Source organism: Microcoleus sp. C2D2, from assembly GCF_036702495.1.
Lineage (GTDB): Bacteria > Cyanobacteriota > Cyanobacteriia > Cyanobacteriales > Microcoleaceae > Microcoleus.
In genome coordinates, this window is sequence record NZ_JAUBTO010000090.1 from 15,041 (window position 1) to 33,845 (window position 18,805).

The following is an 18,805-nucleotide window of genomic DNA, read 5'->3' on the forward strand; positions in this document are numbered from 1 at the left end:
TGGGGCCGCTGTTAGCTGCTGCTATTCACTTATGTGTGGTGTCTAATTTGAGTCGGGTACGTTCTGACCCATTTTTGTACTGCTTAGACGAGTTTCCGTCTCTCAAGTTCGACAGAATGGATCAGTGGGCTAACGAATATCGTTCTGCTGGCGGCGTACCGATTGTTGGCATTCAATCGCTCAATCAACTCTATAATCTCTATGGGGATAAAAAAGGGGCTGCGATCGCCAGTGCTCTGTCAACTCACGTCCTCTTCAACCCCGGCGATTTTGAGACAGCCGAGAAATATTCTAAGCGGTACGGGGAAGTGGAAGTGCTGGTAAAAAATCGATCGACCGGCAGCTCGACGGGGCAGCAAACGAGCCGTTCTGTCAACTGGAGCGAACAGTTGCAAAAGAAACCGCTGATTAGTCCTGACGAAATTCTGAGGTTTCCTCAAGGCAAGTGCGTCATCACTTCACCGGCCTACGCAACGGGGACGGAAGCTTTATTTCCCTACCCTCTCAAGATTCCGGTACGGCCCGGCGACATAAAGCGAGCTAAAGAGTCTGAACAACTGTGGGACAGCAGCATTAGACCGCAGCTTGAAAGGCGGGCGAAAGCTTTATCAGTAGAGCAGCAGACGGGTAAACTGCTCAATATAGATGAAGAGCTGGATCAGCGGATTCGATTCGCTTACCAATTGCTGCCACATCCGAACGATCCAGAAGAACCCGTGACTGTGGCTGATGTTAAGTCGCCTGTTAATGCTGCTGGTGCGAACAGCGCGGCTGGGAAAATAGCGGTTGGCAATATTCGGAAAAAACTCAAAACTCTGTCCTTTGGTGGCGATAGATGATGGAGCAAACTAAACAATTTTTTGCTGACATTTTGATTGTTGACGATATTCCCGCTAACATTCAACTACTCTCTCAATTGCTAATTGAAAACGGTTACAAAGTCAGGAAGTTGATTAGTGGACAGCGAGCTTTAAAAGCAGTAGAGTTGCAAGCGCCAGACTTGATTTTGCTCGACATAAAAATGCCCGGTATGGATGGTTATGAAGTCTGCCGTCAACTTAAAGCATCTGAAGCTACTTGTGATATCCCTATAATTTTTATCAGCGCTTTAGATGACGTATTTGACAAAGTAAAAGGGTTTGAGGCTGGCGGTGCCGACTATATTATAAAACCTTTTGAGCCTGTTGAAGTGTTAGCGCGGGTATCTGCCCAACTTAAAATGCAGCGTTTACAGCAACAACTTCGCTGCGCTAACGTGCAATTGGCTACACAAAATGTTCAGCTCAGCCAGGAAATTCAAGAAAGACAGCAAGCAGAAGCCAATTTAAGAATGCTGTTGCACGCTGTTTCGCACGATTTGCGATCGCCTCTATCAGGAATGTCGCTACTGCTGCGAAGTCGCCTCAATGATGCTGGCAGCAACATTGTTATTGATAGGCGGACTGTGGAGGTTATGGTGCAAAGTTGTTTGCGCCAACTTCAGTTGATTGAGTCACTAACAGCAACACAACAGTTGGATGTGAAAAGTGCTTCTTTAGCCATGAAGCCGCTGTCGCTGCCTGCTTTAGTCCAAAATATTCTTATTGAAAGATTACCAATTCTCAACCAGCATCGAGTCAAGGTTAAGCAGCTTTTTGCAGCCGATTTGCCTTTAGTCAATGCTGATGCCCAGCAGCTCTGGCGGGTGTTTGGCAATCTGATCGACAATGCTGTTAAATACAATCAGTCTGGGTTTATTTTGACTGTAGAAGCTAAAAAGGAAGGTGAGAGGGTTCGCTGTACGGTTGCAGACAATGGGGCAGGAATTTCTCCTCAGCAATGTGCAAGATTATTCGAGCCTTATACGAGGGGAGTTGGAGTTAGTTTAAGGCAAGGGTTGGGATTGGGACTTTACATTTGCAGGCAAATTGTTGAGGCTCACGGCGGAGAGATTGGCGTTGATAGCGAATTGGGAAAAGGAGCGAGGTTTTGGTTGACATTGCCAAAGTTTGAAGAGTGATAGGCTGTCAGAGACGGTAATTTTTGAGAACTAAAGTTTATCAAATACGAGCGCCTATTTGATAAACTTTAGAAATGAAATCTTATGACGCCATTTATTCACAATCGCGCCAGCAAAAAATGATCTCGAAGAACTGCTACCCCCACTAGGAACAGTTAATCTCGATTGCGATGTCACTTCTTAAATACGCAAAATTAGCGTTTCCTTCAGTTCGACTGCCGTCACTCTAGAATATGCAGAGACCCTAGGAGTTTTGGGAACAATGGCAACTGCAACATTAATCTTTGAACCGTTTAGCAACCCGGTTACAGGTGTAGGAAAATGTCACTTTCTTAACTCTAACGACTAAACCAGGCCCAAACGCAGTGCTTTAACGGCTGCCTGGGTGCGATCGCTCGCTTCAAATTTAGCTATAATCATCTCTACATGACCTTTGGCGGTGTGGACGCTCATGCCTAGCCCAGCGGCGATTTGTTTATTGCTTTTACCCTCCACTAGCTGCTGCAAAACTTGCATTTCCCGTTCAGTCAGCTTGATATCGTCATTCGCATAGCTATCGGATAGCGGCGTTTTGAGATTTTGCAGCACGCAGTCGGCAATCTTATGGTCTAGGTAACTGCCACCTTCTTGCACAGTTGTAATCGCTGCTAGAAGTTGTTCTGCGTTAGTGCCTTTAACGCAGTAGCCGTGAGCGCCGCTTGACAAAGCCGCCATTACCTGAGTTGGATTGCTGTGGTGGGTGAGCATCAGGATGCGAGTATGCGGCAGTGCGGCTCTGATTTGCTGCGCGGCTGCAATACCGTCGATTCCGGGCAAGTCAATGTCCATCAGCACGATGTCTGGTTGGTGTTGCAGCGCGGCACTGACGGCTTCGTTGCCGTTAACAGCTTGGGCGACTACTGTTAAATGGGGTTGGCGATTGAGGATATGCTGTAGACCGAGCTGCATCATCGGGTCATCTTCAACTATGAGGATGGTTTTTAGTTGGCTTGTTTTTGGTTGGGTGGCGGTAATTGCAGTCACGGCTAAAATTCCTACTACATTTTATCCATTCTATATTGTTTTTCCTCATATTAAAAAGTGTCATCCTCCTATGGAGAGAATAAAAGTATTAATTTTTGGGCAATTTCGTCGGCAACAGGGTGGATGTCTCTCGATAGGAGGATGGTAATAAAGTCGGTTCTCCTGAGTTTTAGGTGAGCATAAAAATTCTCGTAATGCGAGCCGGAAAGTCCGCGCGAGAGGCTCACACTACCGTTTTCACCACAAATTCAGGAGACCCATACAGTCTGAACAAATTAGATCGACACTTCGTTGACTTCATCCAAATTAATTTCATCCAAATTGATAGCTGTTGCTACTTCCTTTGGTTGAGCTCCTAGATAACCATTGAGCTTGATAACTGTTTGTTCTGTCTCTCGTTCAATGGTAGTCAAAAGCCAATTTTGAGTTTGTCGGTGTTGCTTGCTGTTCCAGGCAAACTGAACTTTTTTTGCTGGTTGAGTCGGGTGCAGTGCCAAAATAATCAGTTGTAGCTTGTGAGGCTCGATCTCGAAGAATTCGGCAGCTACCCATAACTTAACTCGGTCTTGCCAAGTCAGTACAGGATGGCGAATCGCCCACTCAAATAGTTTGGGCGTCCCTTTGACTAGACCCACATTTGCACGGACTTGTATCACTTTAAATGGAGGAGAAGGGGAAGAATTTTCTTCTGTCACTCCCCTTTTTGTTCGGTCTAGTTTTGTTTGAATTGGAATGTCAACAAACAGTTTTCGCTGCGGTAAAAACAGTGATGGCGCTAGTTCTTTGAGCTGGAAAACCCACTGCTGGAACTGGGGGTGACTGTTGAGAATTGGCTCGACAGGTAATCCCATTAAAATTTGCTTGACAAGCAGTTGCAAGCGTTCTTGCAGATAGGAAGGAACAAGAGGTGGCTCTTGTAGTGGGCTAGTATGAATAGTTTGATTGAGGTCGGACAGAGTAAGGAGGTACATTGCTCAGAGGATAAAAGGCTGAGCAATAGCGGCGATCGCCAGAAGTCAGGGGGGGAGTGGGGAATGAGACAGTGATTTTTCCGGCTTCTCAACTGAAAACCGTAAGGGTGCAGGCTGCTTGTTACCAACTATACAAGTTTGGCTAAAAATGCTACTGATGAAGAAATGATATCGGCAATATCATCTGGATCGAGGGAATAAATCTTTGCTAAAACTTCTTTTTTAATTTTTTCAGAGCCTATCCTCTTGCTGCCACTCACCTGACCGATCGCCACCTCATCCAAACCGCGTTGATAAACTGATAGGGATATTTCTCCATCCAAATAAAGTTGCAGAGTCTTGGTACTGCCACCGCTTAACTTTGCCAGTTGCCGAAAGTTCTTAGAATCGGATTCGGGTATCGTTTTTCCTTTTAACCACCGATATATTGTTGAAAAATCTACTCCGATAGCGGACGCTAAAGCGCTTTGAGTCCAGCCTTCTTTCAGCAGCAGCTCGATCAACTGAGTCAGCCGCTTTTGGCGATCGAGTATAAGAGAAGACACAGAGCTAACAGTCACAAGTACTTACCTGACGCTATTACAGTACACTATTTTACTTTTTGTAACATAGAAACCTCTTCGCTACGGGAGGGATTGAGACAGGATCTTTCGAGAATCAGATAAATTACCTAGGATCCGATAAATTACCTGGCACTATACATCTATTTAACGGTAAAGTCCTTGTACTTGCAAGGTTTGAGCAATTTTTTGACGATCTCATTTTTGACTGCCCCTGCTGTATTTTACGCCCTTTCTACAAACTTTGAGCAATCAAAGCCTAAATCGATTATGCCACCACCCTTGCATTATGCAATACTTAATCTTGCACCGCGCAAAACGGACGGAACATCAATGTCATCCTCCAACACAGTTCCCGGTTCTGATGCACATAACTTCTCTGTTGTTCGCAGCGCTGAACTCACTGCCAGAGTTGCACAGGACTGCCAGCTAAACAAAGCCGACGCTAAAGATTTGTCTGCCCAGAGCAGTACGCTCACTGATGCTGAAGCATTAGAATTAAGCAGCTTGGAAGCGAAAGTCGAACGGAGCTTGAAAGCTTTCTGGGAAATAGGGCAAGCTTTGCGCCATATCCGGGATCGCCGCCTCTACCGACAAGGTTTCTCGACTTTTGAAGACTATTGCACTAATCGGTGGGAAATGTCTCGTCGCTGGGCCTACCAACTGATTGAAGCGGCAACCGTCTATGAAAATGTGCGCCATGGCGCACAAATCCTTCCCGCCAATGAGCGCCAAGTTCGCCCTCTAACAGCACTACCCTCCCAAGAGCAGCCTAGGGCTTGGGCCCAAGCCGTTTCTACTGCTCCTAACGGCAAACTTACGGCTTTTCACGTTGCCCGAGTTGTTGAAGAACACCAGAAAAAAAATTCGAGGAATAAGTCTAACAACGAGAACAGTTCCAAAAACCAACGAACTCTTTGGGCCAATCATCCATCGTCAAACCGTGAGATTTCAGCAGCCACTCAAGAGAATGCTGAGGGATTGGGAGCAACATCCAGTCAGACAGAAACTCAATGCCGAAGCTGCTGGAATTGCTATCATTGCAGTTTTGAGCCTGTTCAAGACGACCCTCACAGTTTTTATTGTCAAAAGCTAGGCAAACTAAGCTTTATTGAGAAAGATGGTAACGAACGAGGATCTAAATGTAAATTGTGGCTCGATCGATGGATCGAGCCAGAGTTAGTCAAAAAGGCAAAACGAGCCCAACGAGATACTTTTACCTTAACTCTACAGCTCCCGATACACCTGCAAGCCCAGATGCAAGATGCGGCTAAAACTCAAGGGCTGGCTGTAGCAGATTGGGCGGAACAAGTCCTCAAAGCAGCAGTTTCTACAATCAGTTTTGCTTCTGAAGTCCAGCCTAATCATAACATTACGCCCGCCGCCACAAGTGAGAATTAGGTACGTATTGTAAAACTTCATTGAGTTTATAAGCAATTATAAACAATAATGGTATTATATTGTTGTGAGTGTTGAACAAGGAATACGCATAGCCCAAAAAACGCAAGTCTCAAATGCAACTAACAGAGAGGCACATCATTAAATCAACGGAACACCGTTTCGCCCAAATTGACGAACTAGCTTTCAAGTCCAAAAACCTCTACAATGCCGCCAATTACGTCATTCGTCAGAGCTTTATTTATGGATGGGGTTATGTCAGTTATAACGAAATGAACCGATTGATGAAGTCTCACGAAGCATATAAGGCTTTGCCTGCTAAAGTAAGTCAGCAAATCTTGATGGTGCTAGACAAGAATTGGAAATCGTTTTTTGAAGCCGTTAAAGCTTACAAAGTTGATTCTTCAAAATTCACGGGTAGCCCAAAATTGCCAAAGTACAAAGATAAGACTAAAGGGCGAAACCTTCTCGTCTACACGATTCAAGCAATTAGCAGCCAACAGTTGAAGAAAGGAGTCATTAAACTTTCCGGCACTGAACTTTCAATTAAAACCCAACTCAATCCCAACCAGATTTGTCAAGTTAGACTGGTTCCGAAATGTGATTCCTATGTGATTGAGGTAATTTATGATGCTTGTACTGAGCGTAGTCGAAGTGAACCGGAGTCCACCATCAGCAATGCCAACTCTGTAGCTAGTATTGATTTGGGGCTGGATAATTTAGTGGCGTTAACTTCAAATCAACCGGGATTTATCCCTTTGTTGATTAACGGGCGACCATTGAAATCGATTAACCAGTTTTACAACAAGCGGAAAGCACGATTGCAATCCCAGTTCAAAGGGAATCGCAAAACTTCGCCCTGCATTCAGCGCTTAACTCGCTGTCGCCATCAAAAAGTTGACAATTACTTACATCATGCTAGCCGTCTAATTATTAACCTTTTGCTCACCAAGCAGATTGGGACGCTAGTAATTGGCAAGAACGCGCAGTGGAAAACAGAAATCGAGTTAGGGAAGAAAAACAATCAAAACTTTGTTAGTATTCCTCACTCTCGATTAATTGAAATGTTGGAGTACAAAGCTCGGTTGGCGGGAATCACAGTAATTGTGCAGGAAGAATCCTACACATCCCGCTCCAGTTTTTTAGGTTTAGACCCAATTCCTGTTTATGGAAAAACCGAAAAAGAGCCTGTGTTTACTGGTAAGCGGATTAAGCGGGGTTTGTACAAAACATCGACTGGTCAGCTAATTAATTCCGATGTGAATGCAGCGTACAATATCCTCAGAAAAGCAATCCCAAATGCGTTCCGCAATGGGATAGGGAGCTGCGTAGTTCAGCCGAGGCGGGTCGATCCGCTCAAAGTGAAAGGGAAGGGGGAGGGACTTAACGCCTCCCATGTCATGCAATAAATGACTATACTTTTACCAGCTATTGGGCTAGAAATCGTCCAAATTAAACAGCGTAAATTGGTGAGGCGATGTTGTCGTCTTTCTAGGCCGACGTTTGCCCTTAACAACTTCTTGAACTACTGGAATTGAGTGAATTGATGTCTTCTCATTCAAGTCAATAACTTCTGAGCTTTCTCCTGAACTTATTTCATGTTCGACTGGATAATCAGTATCATTTTTAGCCTGAGATTCGACTGGCTCAAACCACTCATTGTACCAATAAGCAGCGTTTATTGATTGGGGTCGATCGCTACTTAAAGTATTGCCAAGGAGCAAATCAGTTTGACCCAACCACCAAATCGGAACAGCCAGCCAAGGTGAAAACATATAAAACTGAAACAAAGCGCATTTTAACAGAGTAGGGTCTATATCTTGACCGATACCGCTCAGACAGTAATTCGACTGTGTTAACATTAAAGCACCCGTACCGCAAGCGGGTTCATTGAAGCTGGAAATTCGCTCTGTCTTATCACCACTGACTAACTTAGATATGACCTGACACAAAGCTAAAGGTGTCGGATAAAATCCTGAACTTTTTTGAGCAGTCTTTCCGCAAATTTGGGGTAGCAGTCTGCCCATATAATCTTCAGGATACAGCATAAGAATTGACAGGTCAAACATCTGATAAAGACGCATTGATGCACCTTCACAGCCGGCGGGTTCTTTGGGTAAAATCTTGTAAGCTGGATGTCCGAATGCGAACAAAACCCAGTCCAAGAAAAACTCCAAATAGTCCCAAGCTGACCAAGTTTTCCATTCTCCATGTTGAGGAATGCAATTGAGAGTGTTATCTAACATGGCTTCTGCGGTAGGAGAATGCTGCCATTCAATTTGGGGAATCGGTTCTGCTGGCAAAGTCTCCTCAATTACAAATTTGGGTAAGTTTTCGGGTTTTCTGTTCTCCAGAATGGCTAGCATTGGCTCCATCTTCCACCGCATCCAGGCATGAGCGGGGACAGCTTGACACAAAGCCCAATAATCCCACCTTCCCCATAAACATCGGTCTATTTGTGCGAGAATTGTTAAAAGCCAGCCATGCTTTAAATCTCGTTTTAGGTTGGGGATTAAAGCTTGCTTTTTCTTTTGTTTATAGGGTTGATTTCTGAAATGTAACAGCGTTGACTCTCTAATTTTGGAGTCAATGATTGGCAAGACAAGCTTGTTTTTCATGAGTACAAGTACGAAAAATGCACCCCTAAAAACCGCAGTAGCGGTTCGCACAATTCTATGTTGATGCAAGCAGCGTCTTGTTTAATAAAAACAGTAAAAAAAATTGGGAATACAGTGTAGCTTTTTTGTTTGAAAAAACCTACACTGTATTCCCCGCTCCCATTTTCCCTATTTCTCTCTCCCCATTCCCCTTTCTCAGCCGTCTATTCCACCAATTTTTTGATATTTAAGGAGTAGAAAATGCTTCGCACAGCAGCAGCCCCACCTGCTTGAGTAAAGCTTTGTTACCATCAGGGCATCCCGACTGAATCAAACATTTAGGACAGCCAGAACTGCAAGAACAACTGCGGGCTAACTCAGCAGCCGCATGAGCTAATTGAGGGAGAGAACGAAAAATAGCTTCCGAGGTTCCCGAACCCCCTTCGGCTAAATCGTAAAAGAGTCCTGCATAGTCATTTGCACCTCTCTTCTCTACCAGAAAATTCACATCATTAGGTGAAGCCAAAATAGTCAGAGGTAAAGCTGCTAAAATTTGATGACCGAAACTGTGAATAGCCAACAAATTCGCGGGGTACTCCCACAACTGCTGATATCCGGGAGGAATCGGCTGTTGAGACTGAAGCAATTCCTGGCGAGTAGCTGTTACTACGTGTTGCAGGTAACATTCAACCGGGGAATTAAAACTAATTTGCAGTACAGGAGTCGCAAATTTGATTTCGTAAGGTTGCTCAAAGTTTACCTCATTAAGAACCGATGTTAGCTCAGCAGAGCGAGTTCTCTTGCCACAAACAGGACAGGCAGTACATTTTGATAAAGGCTCTCTGTAATTGACGCACTTTCTATTGAGACAAGTTAACTGGTAATTGCGAGTCAATAATTGATAACCAGTGACAAGTTGGCTAATTTCCCCCCAAGCAAGAAACAGAATAGCTTGAGCTGGAATTGCATTACTATCCGTTGAATTGGTTTGAACATTTCCTTCAACTTCTGGAATGACCAACGGGATTTGTTGAGGCAAACTCAAATTCTGCTTGAGGCTGGTATCAGTGTGGCTAATCGCTACAGTAAACAGTCGAGTTTCAGGGGTGTTTTGCAAAATAGCTTTGCCATTCAAGAGTGAGCGCGAAGTATAAGTCACCAAACAGCCGTCTGAGTTTTGCGTGCGGTAAATAGCACCAGGAAATACCTCTCGATAAGCAATCTCCGCACTGAGGAGTTCAATCTCTTCTTGAGTATCCGCATCCACCAGTTGTATCGTGCTAGCACCCGTTCCCCCTCGAAAGTTTACATCTTTATGCGGAAAGCCTTTAGCCCATAATTTATCCCGGCTTCTGTGAAGAACACCTTGCTCAATTAAAGCCGTTGCAATTATATGAGCGCTCTTGCCAAAGTAGTGCTTGAGCTTATTGGCCCGAATGCCTGTTTCGACAGCCGCGCACATCAAATGTTTGGCAATATCTATGGGATAATTGGCATTAAAGCTCACCAATTCAGATTCGGCCGACAGCAACAATTCAGGGCGCTCGGCAAAATAGTTATCCAAAGGTGATTGTGCAATGGGAATGAAGACAATTAAACCGGAGTTTGTCCGACCGGCTCGGCCAGCCCTCTGCCTGAAAGCTTGCAAGCTTCCCGGCCATCCCCTAATAATAGCAAAGTCAAGTTGAGGCAAATCAATTCCCGCTTCGAGAGCGCTGGTGCTGAGGATACACTTAACTGTTCCTGACTTCAAAGAGTTAATAATTCCCATGCGGCGCTCGCTCGTTAAACTGCCGTAGAAAATTGCTACTTGCGACTCAATTCCCGAGTTAGTTTGAGTTACTGCTTCTTGCTTAAAAGTTGCCCACAAGTTCTTTATTGCTTGTCTGCCGTTACCGAAGCAAATTCCGCTTTGCCCTTGCTGCAACAAAAACATAATAATGCGAGCAACATCGGAATTAGCATCATGAGTCGGTTTAGTAACAATTAATTGCCGTTCTGGGACAGCAGCTCCACTAGAGTTAATCCAAACTAACCGCTCTGATTTATTGAGATTTCGCTTTCGACTTCTACCAGATAGTAACTTCGCTAATTTAACGGGATTGCCAACGGTAGCACTCAACATCAGGAATTGCAGTTTGTGAGAACAACCTCCGCGCTCGTCTACTGCCAATTTTAAGCGGCGAATTAAGCTAGCCATGTTAGCTCCGTAAACTCCGTTAAAAGTGTGAGCTTCATCTAGGACAATATAGCGGAGGCGACTTAAAAAGTGCTGCCAAGGCTGACTCCAGTGAACCCCTTTCAGCGCATAGTGAATTAACTCTGGTGTTGCGCTGATTATGCTAGGATTTGTAGCCAATAATTGTTCTCTGGTTTGGGGAGGAGTATCGCCAGTTAGAAGGGCAAGGCGCGGGCGCGCAGGCTCAGGAATCAGTTGGAGCAAATCGGCAAGTTTTTGACTTTGGTCGGCTGTTAAAGCTTTCAAGCCATAAATAGAGAGTGCAGTAAATTGATGTTGAAGAATGCCCTCTAAAATAGGCAAGTACGCACTTAAAGATTTGCCAGAAGCTGTTGCTGTGCTGAGGATGACATCTTTGCCCTGGCGCACGGCTTTGAGTGTTTTAATTTGGTGCGAATAAAGCTGTTGAATGCCTTGGCGGTGCAAAGCAGAAATTATTGAAGGCGGCAAGTCTTGAGGAATTTTGTAGAGCTTAGGAGTTATAGCAGGCGCGATTGTCTGATAAATAACCTCTTCGCCTAAAAACTCACACAAATCGGCTGTTGCAGTTGGCTGCAAGTGGCTTGCTTCTGGAAAGTTATTTTGGTGAAAATCATGTCTGGCTATTAGCTGGGAAAGAAGGTTGATATAATTGGGAGGCATTGGTCACTCTAAGAATGAATCTTTTCTCTCTTACTACCGATAGGTAGGAAAAAGAACGAGAGACGAAATTCCAAAAAAACCAACTGGAGTCGGACTGAAATTGGTGGCAATTATGGGTTTGGGTTCAGGAACTAGGGAAACGGTAGGTCTCTGGCTCACTGCGCTCACGCCCCGCCTCGTGAGGCACTATAATGAGTCTGGCAGGAGTCGTGAAACTCTCTTCTCTTTCTAACCTTCGCGTGCTTCGCGATTCGTTTAAAACTTGTTTTTTTCAAAACTTATAAAAAAAGTTCGGCAAGCGGAAAACTCATCGGCTTTAGCCATGAGATGTAAGCGGCACGGGCGGTTTAAACCGCCGTGAATTTTTCTGAATTCTTAATATTTAAAAGGCGACTGCTATATTAAGATATGAACAAGGAGGTGAGTGAGATTGCTAACAAACTATATTTACAAATTGCGCCCCAATCAAACGCAAGTCTTAAAAATGTCGGCTTGGGTAAATATGCTTAGAAGTCATTACAACTGGTGTCTAAATGACAGAATTACCCAATACAGCCAACAGTTTATCCAAGGCGACTACTGCGATATTATAACTTATGGCGAAGTTTCACCGTTAACCTGTTTCGTCAGCAAAAGTGGCGCAACCGGAAATCCCTGGAAAGACGATAAGTTTGATCAAGAAGGTAAGGCTAGAAATCCCCGTAGAAGTGCGGCGGACATTCAAATTACAGCATTGCCAGAATTGAAAATTGCTAGACCTTGGTATGCTCAAATAGATTCAACAGTTCTACAACAGAATGTTAAACGCTTAGACACTGCTTATAAGAATTTCTTTGAAGGCAGAGGATTTCCCAGGTTCAAAAACCGTAGCAACTTTACGTCTTTTACTTATGTGATGGGCGTAAAACTAAAGGGCAATAAAATCTATCTCCCTAAACTGGGCTGGATGCGATTTCATAACTCTCGCTCAATCCCAGATGGATTTACCATCAAGGCTTGCACGGTTAGAAAACGTCAAAATGGTTGGTATATTTCCATCAGAATAGAGGATAAATCTGTACCTGAATACAGCGCTAAACTTCTTAGTGATAATCCCAAAGTAATAGGATGCGATTTAGGAATAACTAAGCTGGTTCACCTTTCTGATGGACATCAAATCGAGAATCCCAAGTTTGCAACCAACAAAAAAGCTAAGCGGACTCTGAAAATTAGACAAAGGCGAGTTAGCCGTAAGGTCAAAGGTAGCAAAAACCGCAAAAAAGCGGCTATCAGAGTTGGGCGATTTCATCAAAAGATTGGTAATAAACGCCAAGCGCATCAATGGAAAGTTGCTGACAAAATTGTGTCTCGCAACGTCGATGTAATTGCCCTAGAAGATTTAAACATCTCTGGGATGATGCGCCGATGTAAGGTGAAAAATGACAATGGGAGATTCCTGAAGAATGGACAATCTAGAAAGAAGGGTTTGAATCGTTCTATCTCTGATGCAGGTTGGGGTGAATTGATTTTAAAGATTGAGTATCTTGCTGTGAAGCAAGGAAAAATCACAGTTAAAATCAATCCTAAACACTCTAGCCAAGAATGCAGGAATTGCGGTCATATTGACAAGTCGAATAGAGATGGTGAAAAGTTCATCTGTGTCGAATGTGGCTATCACGAACACGCTGATATTGGCGCTGCTAAAACCATCAGAGATAGAGCTTTGACAATAGTACGTGGGGACTCCGCGAAACTTGGTGCTAGTCATCTAAACGCCCAAAAGGTATCACCGCGCTCAAAGAGCAAACGCGGTGAGTTTGGGAACCTGAGCAATCAGGATATTAAGGTTGCGAAATCTTAATAATCTCAGTCGCTTTAGCGCTGAGAGTGTCAATTAGACTGGCTATATAATTAGTACAGTACACTTTACCAATTACTAGATGTACCTCATTTAACCCAGAAATGTTATAGTATCCAATTAAGGATAATAAACCTATGCCTTACAGTAAATTCACTCTCAGCAAAGCTGTAGAAGATTTTCATCTCACAATCATTGAAGGAGCGCGTTTTTTACCAGAAATCCTCCCAGTGACTCCTAGTGTTTTACTACAGGATACTCTTAAAGAAACGATTCCCTGGGCGATCGCGGTGAGTAGCGAAAAAGCTCGTTCTGAGGGGATTATCAATCCTGTGTTACTAGAAGTAAAACGCCAGCTTCAAGGACTGATTAGCGTTTTTTCCGGCGAGGAATTCAATGTAGAACCGGAGGCTGAACTCACAGGCTATGTTGACTTTCTCCTGAGTCGTTCCCCGGAACAACTCTACATTAAAGCCCCTGCGGTTGTATTGGTGTCAGCCAAAAAAGAAGACCTTAAACCGGCTCTAGGGCAATGCCTTGCAGAAATGGTTGCAGCTCAACGCTTTAATCAACAAAAGCAACAGCCGATATCGACGATTTACGGAACGGTAACTAGCGGTACAGTTTGGCGGTTTCTTAAACTAGAAGAGCAATGCGCGTCCATTGACCTTACAGATTATCCACTACCTCCTGTTGAGCAAATTTTGGGCTTTCTTGTTTGGATGATGCAGGAAAGATGAGCTGCTATTAAACGTTTTTTGAGTAGATCGGTTAACTGATTTTCACTGGGAAGTCTAATAATGATGAGAGTGGGTAAGTTTATTGCGGCTCGGAAGTTTATACAAATAGAGATGAGAGTGCGATTGTACCCTCAAAAACTGCTGCGATATCTAGACAATAACTCAATACGCTTGGGTTAACTGTTTTTGTCATTGCGAGCGTCTTCGCGTTAGCTTTCGCGATCCGTTCGCCGAAGGCGTTCGGTGAAGGGTAGGAAAGCAATCCCGTCTGTTTTTCACATCGTTTTACTGAACGGACTGTCTTAAATGAACCGTATTGGACAATAAATAATGACTATTTTTCGACTCTCTGAGCTTTAAATTCTAACTGCTTTCGCTGTCGTTCTACAAACTCAGCCAGAGAACTTTTCCTCCCTTCCATCTCTTGAAAATCCACCACAAAACTAGCTGTTTTCAGCTCAACCGCTAAAGCTTCAGTAATATCGATAATTTCCACCCAACTCGCACATTGATAATCTGAGTCTTCGTATTGCTTAATTCGATTTTCTTCCAGCCCCAGTCTATCCGCAAGTTCTTTTTGAGTCATTTTCGCAGCAATTCGAGCTTTAATTAAGACTCTTGGCAGCTCTAAAATCGAATCTACTTCAATTTTGAGGTCAAGAGTGCGATCGCACTCCACCAATCTTTCATACTCAGCTATTTCTGCCCTAAAAGTATCCAGATGACTTTGGATAGATTCACGCATCACTAACCACCAAGGATCGTTCTTTTTCACCTCTTCATCTTGGGCGTCATACTGGGCTAGCGTAGATTCACATCTTTTCGCTAACTCTTGGGTATACTCATATTGCTTTTTATTTCTAATCATGGCGACCACCTTACTAAATCTATAGCAATAATTCCTTTAGGATGCAGCTCTCTGTCCCGTTGAAATAATTCATAGGAAGTTAGATCGTAACTACCGACTGGCTGGTCGGACGGAAAGATTTCACCGCGATAAAGAGCTTTTTGTGCGGCTCTATCTGCATAATTTCTCAGTCGAGGAGCATGAGTTTTTAGATAATTCATATCAACCTCTTCTCTATCCCAACAAGCATCAAAATCTTGAGGAGCTAGTTTGCTAGTAATAAAACTACCATTGATGTAAATTGTTCGGCATCCTGCTGCCTTTAGCTGCTAAGAATGCCATTTGCAAACCATCTATCATGCGAGTACGAAGTGGTGTTATTCCAAAGCGATCTTTGAATTCTTCCCATTCGACCCAATACACTCCTGGTGGCAAGTTGCCGTTCTCATCAAATTCGGGAATCATGCCCTCACACCTTTACATTTTAACACAATTTTATTGTCGGTTTTTATAGCTATTGATTTCCTCAGCATACCTGAATATGCAGGCAAAAAGCCATCGCTATGAGTGATAATTAATAAGTTGTAACAGAAGCGACTGGTGCGATGCAGGGTTTTGAGTTAACTTTCAGGTCTAATTCGACACCGAATGTTCCGAATATTCCGACTCAATACGGTCAAATAGAAGTCGCCACAACTACATTTAGACTCAACGGTCAAACTCACACCTAAACGATGGAATACGACGAGGATTCGGAGGGCCTAATCATCGCTATCAGAACTTCCCAAGGTAACAGTCAATCAGTAGTTTATGATGCCTTGGAACAGGTCAAATCGATGACAGATGTATTTGGCAACGTCACATCATACAGCTACGACTTGCAACAAGCATCCGGGCCAACAATACAACTCCACCTGCTGGGTCGGTTGTAACTCGCATTGACGAAATTACCTTACAGAAAAATATGGTAAGCGGAAAGCGAGCAAAACTTTATTTAGTCCGCTCGATGCAAGCGACTCTCTTAGACTTTAGTTCCAGTAAAATTTGGCAACAAATCTGGACTTATTGTACATTATATTACGCCAACCATGTTAAAAAATAACTTGGATAAGTAATGAAACAACAGCTTTTTTAACAAGGCAGTTAATGAAAGGCTGCCGAATTAACTCGGCAGCGCTTTCCTGTTATTTAAGGTGAGTGAGTTGAGTGATGCTGAGCAAAGCAGGCAACATCGAGTCAGGCTTATCTCCTGTTTTGAGAGCGATTTCTAAATCAAACAAAATGGAGAGCGATCGACTTAAGAAGTTCGCAGATACTTCCTTAACCTCCTGCTTAAGGAAATACAGCCGTTTGGGGTTACTAATTCCGCACATACTAGCAATTTCGCTATCAGAACGTTGTTGGTCGGAATTGATAGTAGCTTTTACCCACAGCCAAGTTTTAAATTGAGTTTGGAGAGTGGCAATAATTGCTAAAGGAAACTCTGCCCGAGATAGCAATTCATCAAGCACCTTAATTGCCGCCACTGCTTGACCTTTTAAAAGAGCTTCGGCAAGTTGAAAATAGCTGGCTGTGGTAGCTGGAACGAGGGCAAAAGCTGCTTCTTTCGTAATGCGCTCGCCCGCTGCATAAATGGCTAATTTCTCCAGTTCACTAACTCTTCTAGCAGAATCGTTGCCAATGGCTACCGCTAGATAAGTGACAGCATCTCTGGTAATTGAGAGATTCATCTGTTTAGCAGTAGCAGCGATCGCATTTTCAATTAAATCGGTGCGCCAAGGGGGAATGAGAGTAAATTCCTTAAGTTTACCAAACTGCAACAAATGCTTAACTACCTTGAGTCGCTTGTCGATAACAGCAGCAGTGAAGACTAAGTGCGTTGTAGCAGGTAATTGGGGCAAGATTTGCAGCAATTCTAGCCCCATTTCTCCAAATTGCTTGAAATCGCAATTTTCAACGACAATAAGTTTGTTTCCACCGCCGAAAGGAACTGAAGCAGCAGCAGAGAGGGCTGCATCCAGGGAAGAAGCATTTCTGCGGTGGATGTTGAAATCTCGCCATAGAGGATGAGTTTGAGTCTTAAAATTTTCAACTTCTCGTTCAATTGCGTAGGTATCATTCCCAATTAGGATGCTAATCATGCTGCTAACTCTTCCTGTTGTTTGACAGTAACAGTAACAGAGCGGCCTAAAGCTTTAGTAACGATCCGCTGCACGGATTCAAGGTGAGTTTGAAACTTATTCGCGTATTTTCTTTCTACTGCTAACACACATGAATCAGCCGAAAGTTCGGCAATTTGAGCGCGGTTTAAGAGGCTACGATTGCCTGGTTTCGCTGCTGCTACTACTTGCGCCCAAGTTGTCTCAAAGTCAGGAGAATCTGCCTCTATTTTTTGAGGGGTTTTATCAAAATTGTCAGGCTGATTAGATGGGAAAGTTGCCGGCAATCGCGTTTCGGGGGCAGCGGGTTTGCAAGACAGCATCAAGTTCAGCAGACAGACTTCTAACCAAGTAGCAGCATTGGTGCTAGTTCTCAATTGAAATTCTGATTTTTGCAATTGTGTACAAGCCGCATCAATTGTTTCAAAATCGAGATGAAGAGCGAGCGAGCGCAGTTGTGAATAGCCTACTGGCCCTGCAATTAAATTCTGGCAGTGGCGCGTTGATTTGACAATGAGCAAATCTCTCATTGCTGCTAGCAAGCTGCTGAGAATAAGTTTAGGGGTTTTGCCGCTGTCAATGAGCGTTCTCGAAGATTGCAGTACGCTTAAGGTATCGCCAGAATGAATGGCTTTGAGAAGGGCGATCGAGTCTTGCTCGCTGATGCTGCCAGATACTTCTGCAACTTGAGTTAGGGTAATCTCTGAGTTTAGCAGTGAAAGCTGAGAGAGTAGTTAGAGTCGATAGGAGCGTTACCACTCCTACCTCTCCTTCAGAACCGTGCGTGAGACTTTCACCTCACACGGCTCCTTGATAATTCCATCCTTGTCATGGATACGATTCAAAACGGGTTATTATCATGGCTCTTGTTGTCGGGAACCATCTTTAGCCGTCTTTGTGTCGTGACAATGTTTATGTAGAAGTTGGAGGTTCTCGTAGGTATCTTTTCCACCTAGCGAAGTTGGTTTAATATGGTCAACTTCTACAATGTCTGTACTCGTAAAGTACAAACCACAGTGAGGACAAATACCCTTTTGTCGCTTGAGTAAATTTGCAACCCTTGTGGGTGTTTCTGGGTATTCTCCTCTTCGCTTACTCCAATAAATCCAGTCGCCGTTGTATGGACTAGCTTCACCCTTGACTTTGACGTGCCTAATGATAGGTGTCGCTGCATGGTTCATTAGTTCTATTCCGTGTTCGGTACTGAAACACCAATTTCTGTCGCCTACTGTTCTCCAGTATTTGTCTTTGTTGATGTTACCTTTTCCCCTGCTACGCGCCCAAGCCCTTAACTTCTGCCATGTCAGATGGTCTACTTTGTTAAAGGTTTCCTTACTAATGACTGTTGAGTAATAGTTTGACCATCCCCTAATAATTGGGTTTAACCTGCTAATCAAAGCAGCTTGTGGGGCAGTCTTGTGGGTGTCTATTACTTTAGCAATCTTGGCTAGGTGGGTTTTAACTTTAGCTTTGGAGGGAGTGATTAGTGTTTTAAAACCTAGCGGGGTTCCATTTGTGTTGTCTGCACATCTGTAGTTTCCTACCTTGTGCTGTTGTACATGAAATCCTAGAAACTCAAACCCAACATTTCCATCTAATACATTAAGGGTGTGGGTTAATTTTGTTTTGCTGGGCTTTAATTCTAATCCCATGTCACGTAACCATTCTGCAATTATCTCTTGACATCTTTTGACTACGTTTATATCCTCATGGATGAGTCGGGTAAAGGGATTACATCGCTGTAACCCCCTCCCCTCAAAACCGGACTTGTACCTTTCAGCACATCCGGCTTA

At 43.8% G+C, this 18,805-nt stretch carries 18 protein-coding genes; 7 read left to right on the forward strand and 11 right to left on the reverse strand.

Annotated features, from left to right (window positions below; translation table 11 throughout):
- The first annotated feature begins 38 nt into the window (after positions 1-38).
- Positions 39-839, forward strand: coding sequence for a type IV secretory system conjugative DNA transfer family protein (locus QUB61_RS24795; RefSeq protein WP_445300279.1), 801 nt, complete (start codon positions 39-41; stop codon positions 837-839).
- Complete coding sequence (locus QUB61_RS24800) at positions 836-1,999, forward strand: hybrid sensor histidine kinase/response regulator (RefSeq protein WP_333132771.1); 1,164 nt, start codon at positions 836-838, stop codon at positions 1,997-1,999. The genes QUB61_RS24795 and QUB61_RS24800 overlap by 4 nt, the downstream gene beginning before the upstream one ends.
- Positions 2,000-2,344: 345 nt before the next feature.
- Here the strand turns inward: QUB61_RS24800 and QUB61_RS24805 are convergent, their stop codons facing one another.
- The 3 genes from QUB61_RS24805 to QUB61_RS24815 form a co-directional block, all read right to left on the reverse strand.
- Positions 2,345-3,022: a response regulator transcription factor gene (locus QUB61_RS24805; protein ID WP_333132770.1), complete on the reverse strand. Its 678-nt coding sequence runs from the start codon at positions 3,020-3,022 to the stop codon at positions 2,345-2,347.
- Between the two features lie 275 nt (positions 3,023-3,297).
- Positions 3,298-3,993, reverse strand: coding sequence for a hypothetical protein (locus QUB61_RS24810; protein ID WP_333132769.1), 696 nt, complete (start codon positions 3,991-3,993; stop codon positions 3,298-3,300).
- 128 nt (positions 3,994-4,121) lie between these two features.
- Complete coding sequence (locus tag QUB61_RS24815; RefSeq protein ID WP_333103620.1) at positions 4,122-4,553, reverse strand: helix-turn-helix transcriptional regulator; 432 nt, start codon at positions 4,551-4,553, stop codon at positions 4,122-4,124.
- Between the two features lie 333 nt (positions 4,554-4,886).
- Between QUB61_RS24815 and QUB61_RS24820 the strand changes: the two genes are divergently transcribed.
- Together QUB61_RS24820 and QUB61_RS24825 are read left to right on the forward strand one after the other, a co-directional pair.
- Complete coding sequence (locus QUB61_RS24820) at positions 4,887-5,954, forward strand: hypothetical protein (protein ID WP_333132768.1); 1,068 nt, start codon at positions 4,887-4,889, stop codon at positions 5,952-5,954.
- 113 nt (positions 5,955-6,067) lie between these two features.
- Positions 6,068-7,360 carry a transposase gene (locus QUB61_RS24825; RefSeq protein WP_333132767.1) on the forward strand — a complete coding sequence of 431 codons (1,293 nt, stop codon included), beginning with the start codon at positions 6,068-6,070 and terminating at the stop codon, positions 7,358-7,360.
- 27 nt (positions 7,361-7,387) lie between these two features.
- Here QUB61_RS24825 and QUB61_RS24830 read toward each other — a convergent pair whose 3' ends face one another.
- Both QUB61_RS24830 and QUB61_RS24835 read right to left on the reverse strand, forming a co-directional pair.
- Positions 7,388-8,569 (reverse strand): hypothetical protein, encoded by a 1,182-nt coding sequence (locus tag QUB61_RS24830; RefSeq protein ID WP_333132766.1) that lies wholly within the window; start codon positions 8,567-8,569, stop codon positions 7,388-7,390.
- 226 nt (positions 8,570-8,795) lie between these two features.
- The gene (locus QUB61_RS24835) at positions 8,796-11,429 is read right to left on the reverse strand and encodes a DEAD/DEAH box helicase (protein WP_333132765.1); all 2,634 of its coding nucleotides are present in this window, start codon (positions 11,427-11,429) and stop codon (positions 8,796-8,798) included.
- Between the two features lie 424 nt (positions 11,430-11,853).
- Here QUB61_RS24835 and QUB61_RS24840 point away from each other — a divergent pair, with 424 nt between their 5' ends.
- Both QUB61_RS24840 and QUB61_RS24845 read left to right on the forward strand, forming a co-directional pair.
- Positions 11,854-13,269 (forward strand): transposase, encoded by a 1,416-nt coding sequence (locus QUB61_RS24840; protein WP_333190153.1) that lies wholly within the window; start codon positions 11,854-11,856, stop codon positions 13,267-13,269.
- Positions 13,270-13,403: 134 nt separating this feature from the next.
- Positions 13,404-14,006, forward strand: a complete 603-nt coding sequence (locus QUB61_RS24845) for a hypothetical protein (protein ID WP_333132763.1) — start codon at positions 13,404-13,406, stop codon at positions 14,004-14,006.
- Between the two features lie 334 nt (positions 14,007-14,340).
- On the opposite strand, the gene QUB61_RS24850 is transcribed toward QUB61_RS24845, so the two are convergent.
- Genes QUB61_RS24850 through QUB61_RS24860 form a run of 3 tightly spaced genes read right to left on the reverse strand, consistent with a single transcriptional unit; the run spans position 14,341 to position 15,318 of the window.
- Complete coding sequence (locus QUB61_RS24850; protein ID WP_194008899.1) at positions 14,341-14,874, reverse strand: helix-turn-helix domain-containing protein; 534 nt, start codon at positions 14,872-14,874, stop codon at positions 14,341-14,343.
- The gene (locus QUB61_RS24855; protein ID WP_445243727.1) at positions 14,871-15,155 is read right to left on the reverse strand and encodes a DUF6932 family protein; all 285 of its coding nucleotides are present in this window, start codon (positions 15,153-15,155) and stop codon (positions 14,871-14,873) included. The genes QUB61_RS24850 and QUB61_RS24855 overlap by 4 nt, the downstream gene beginning before the upstream one ends.
- Positions 15,139-15,318, reverse strand: coding sequence for a DUF6932 family protein (locus QUB61_RS24860; protein ID WP_333132762.1), 180 nt, complete (start codon positions 15,316-15,318; stop codon positions 15,139-15,141). Before QUB61_RS24860 ends, QUB61_RS24855 begins: the two co-directional genes overlap by 17 nt.
- A gap of 269 nt (positions 15,319-15,587) precedes the next feature.
- Here QUB61_RS24860 and QUB61_RS24865 point away from each other — a divergent pair, with 269 nt between their 5' ends.
- A complete protein-coding gene (locus QUB61_RS24865) occupies positions 15,588-15,785 on the forward strand; it encodes a hypothetical protein (RefSeq protein ID WP_333132761.1) in 198 nt (65 codons plus the stop codon).
- A 252-nt stretch (positions 15,786-16,037) separates the two neighbouring features.
- On the opposite strand, the gene holA is transcribed toward QUB61_RS24865, so the two are convergent.
- The 3 genes from holA to QUB61_RS24880 all read right to left on the reverse strand — a co-directional run bounded on the left by holA (position 16,038) and on the right by QUB61_RS24880 (position 18,664).
- On the reverse strand, positions 16,038-16,994 hold the full coding sequence (holA, locus tag QUB61_RS24870) for a DNA polymerase III subunit delta (RefSeq protein ID WP_333132760.1): 957 nt from the start codon (positions 16,992-16,994) through the stop codon (positions 16,038-16,040).
- Positions 16,991-17,728 carry a hypothetical protein gene (locus QUB61_RS24875; protein ID WP_333190155.1) on the reverse strand — a complete coding sequence of 246 codons (738 nt, stop codon included), beginning with the start codon at positions 17,726-17,728 and terminating at the stop codon, positions 16,991-16,993. The genes holA and QUB61_RS24875 overlap by 4 nt, the downstream gene beginning before the upstream one ends.
- A 141-nt stretch (positions 17,729-17,869) precedes the next feature.
- Positions 17,870-18,664, reverse strand: coding sequence for a group II intron maturase-specific domain-containing protein (locus QUB61_RS24880; RefSeq protein ID WP_333132759.1), 795 nt, complete (start codon positions 18,662-18,664; stop codon positions 17,870-17,872).
- Positions 18,665-18,805 lie beyond the last annotated feature (141 nt).

What these genes read in the sequence shown, in the direction of transcription:
- QUB61_RS24810 (WP_333132769.1), bottom strand. Translation starts at nt 3,993, where the DNA reads ATGTACCTCCTTACTCTGTCCGACCTCAATCAAACTATTCATACTAGC.
- QUB61_RS24860 (WP_333132762.1), bottom strand. Translation starts at nt 15,318, where the DNA reads ATGATTCCCGAATTTGATGAGAACGGCAACTTGCCACCAGGAGTGTAT.
- QUB61_RS24865 (WP_333132761.1), top strand. Translation starts at nt 15,588, where the DNA reads ATGGAATACGACGAGGATTCGGAGGGCCTAATCATCGCTATCAGAACT.
- holA (WP_333132760.1), bottom strand. Translation starts at nt 16,994, where the DNA reads ATGATTAGCATCCTAATTGGGAATGATACCTACGCAATTGAACGAGAA.
- QUB61_RS24880 (WP_333132759.1), bottom strand. Translation starts at nt 18,664, where the DNA reads ATGGGATTAGAATTAAAGCCCAGCAAAACAAAATTAACCCACACCCTT.
- QUB61_RS24845 (WP_333132763.1), top strand. Translation starts at nt 13,404, where the DNA reads ATGCCTTACAGTAAATTCACTCTCAGCAAAGCTGTAGAAGATTTTCAT.
- QUB61_RS24835 (WP_333132765.1), bottom strand. Translation starts at nt 11,429, where the DNA reads ATGCCTCCCAATTATATCAACCTTCTTTCCCAGCTAATAGCCAGACAT.
- QUB61_RS24830 (WP_333132766.1), bottom strand. Translation starts at nt 8,569, where the DNA reads ATGAAAAACAAGCTTGTCTTGCCAATCATTGACTCCAAAATTAGAGAG.
- QUB61_RS24825 (WP_333132767.1), top strand. Translation starts at nt 6,068, where the DNA reads ATGCAACTAACAGAGAGGCACATCATTAAATCAACGGAACACCGTTTC.
- QUB61_RS24800 (WP_333132771.1), top strand. Translation starts at nt 836, where the DNA reads ATGATGGAGCAAACTAAACAATTTTTTGCTGACATTTTGATTGTTGAC.
- QUB61_RS24820 (WP_333132768.1), top strand. Translation starts at nt 4,887, where the DNA reads ATGTCATCCTCCAACACAGTTCCCGGTTCTGATGCACATAACTTCTCT.
- QUB61_RS24850 (WP_194008899.1), bottom strand. Translation starts at nt 14,874, where the DNA reads ATGATTAGAAATAAAAAGCAATATGAGTATACCCAAGAGTTAGCGAAA.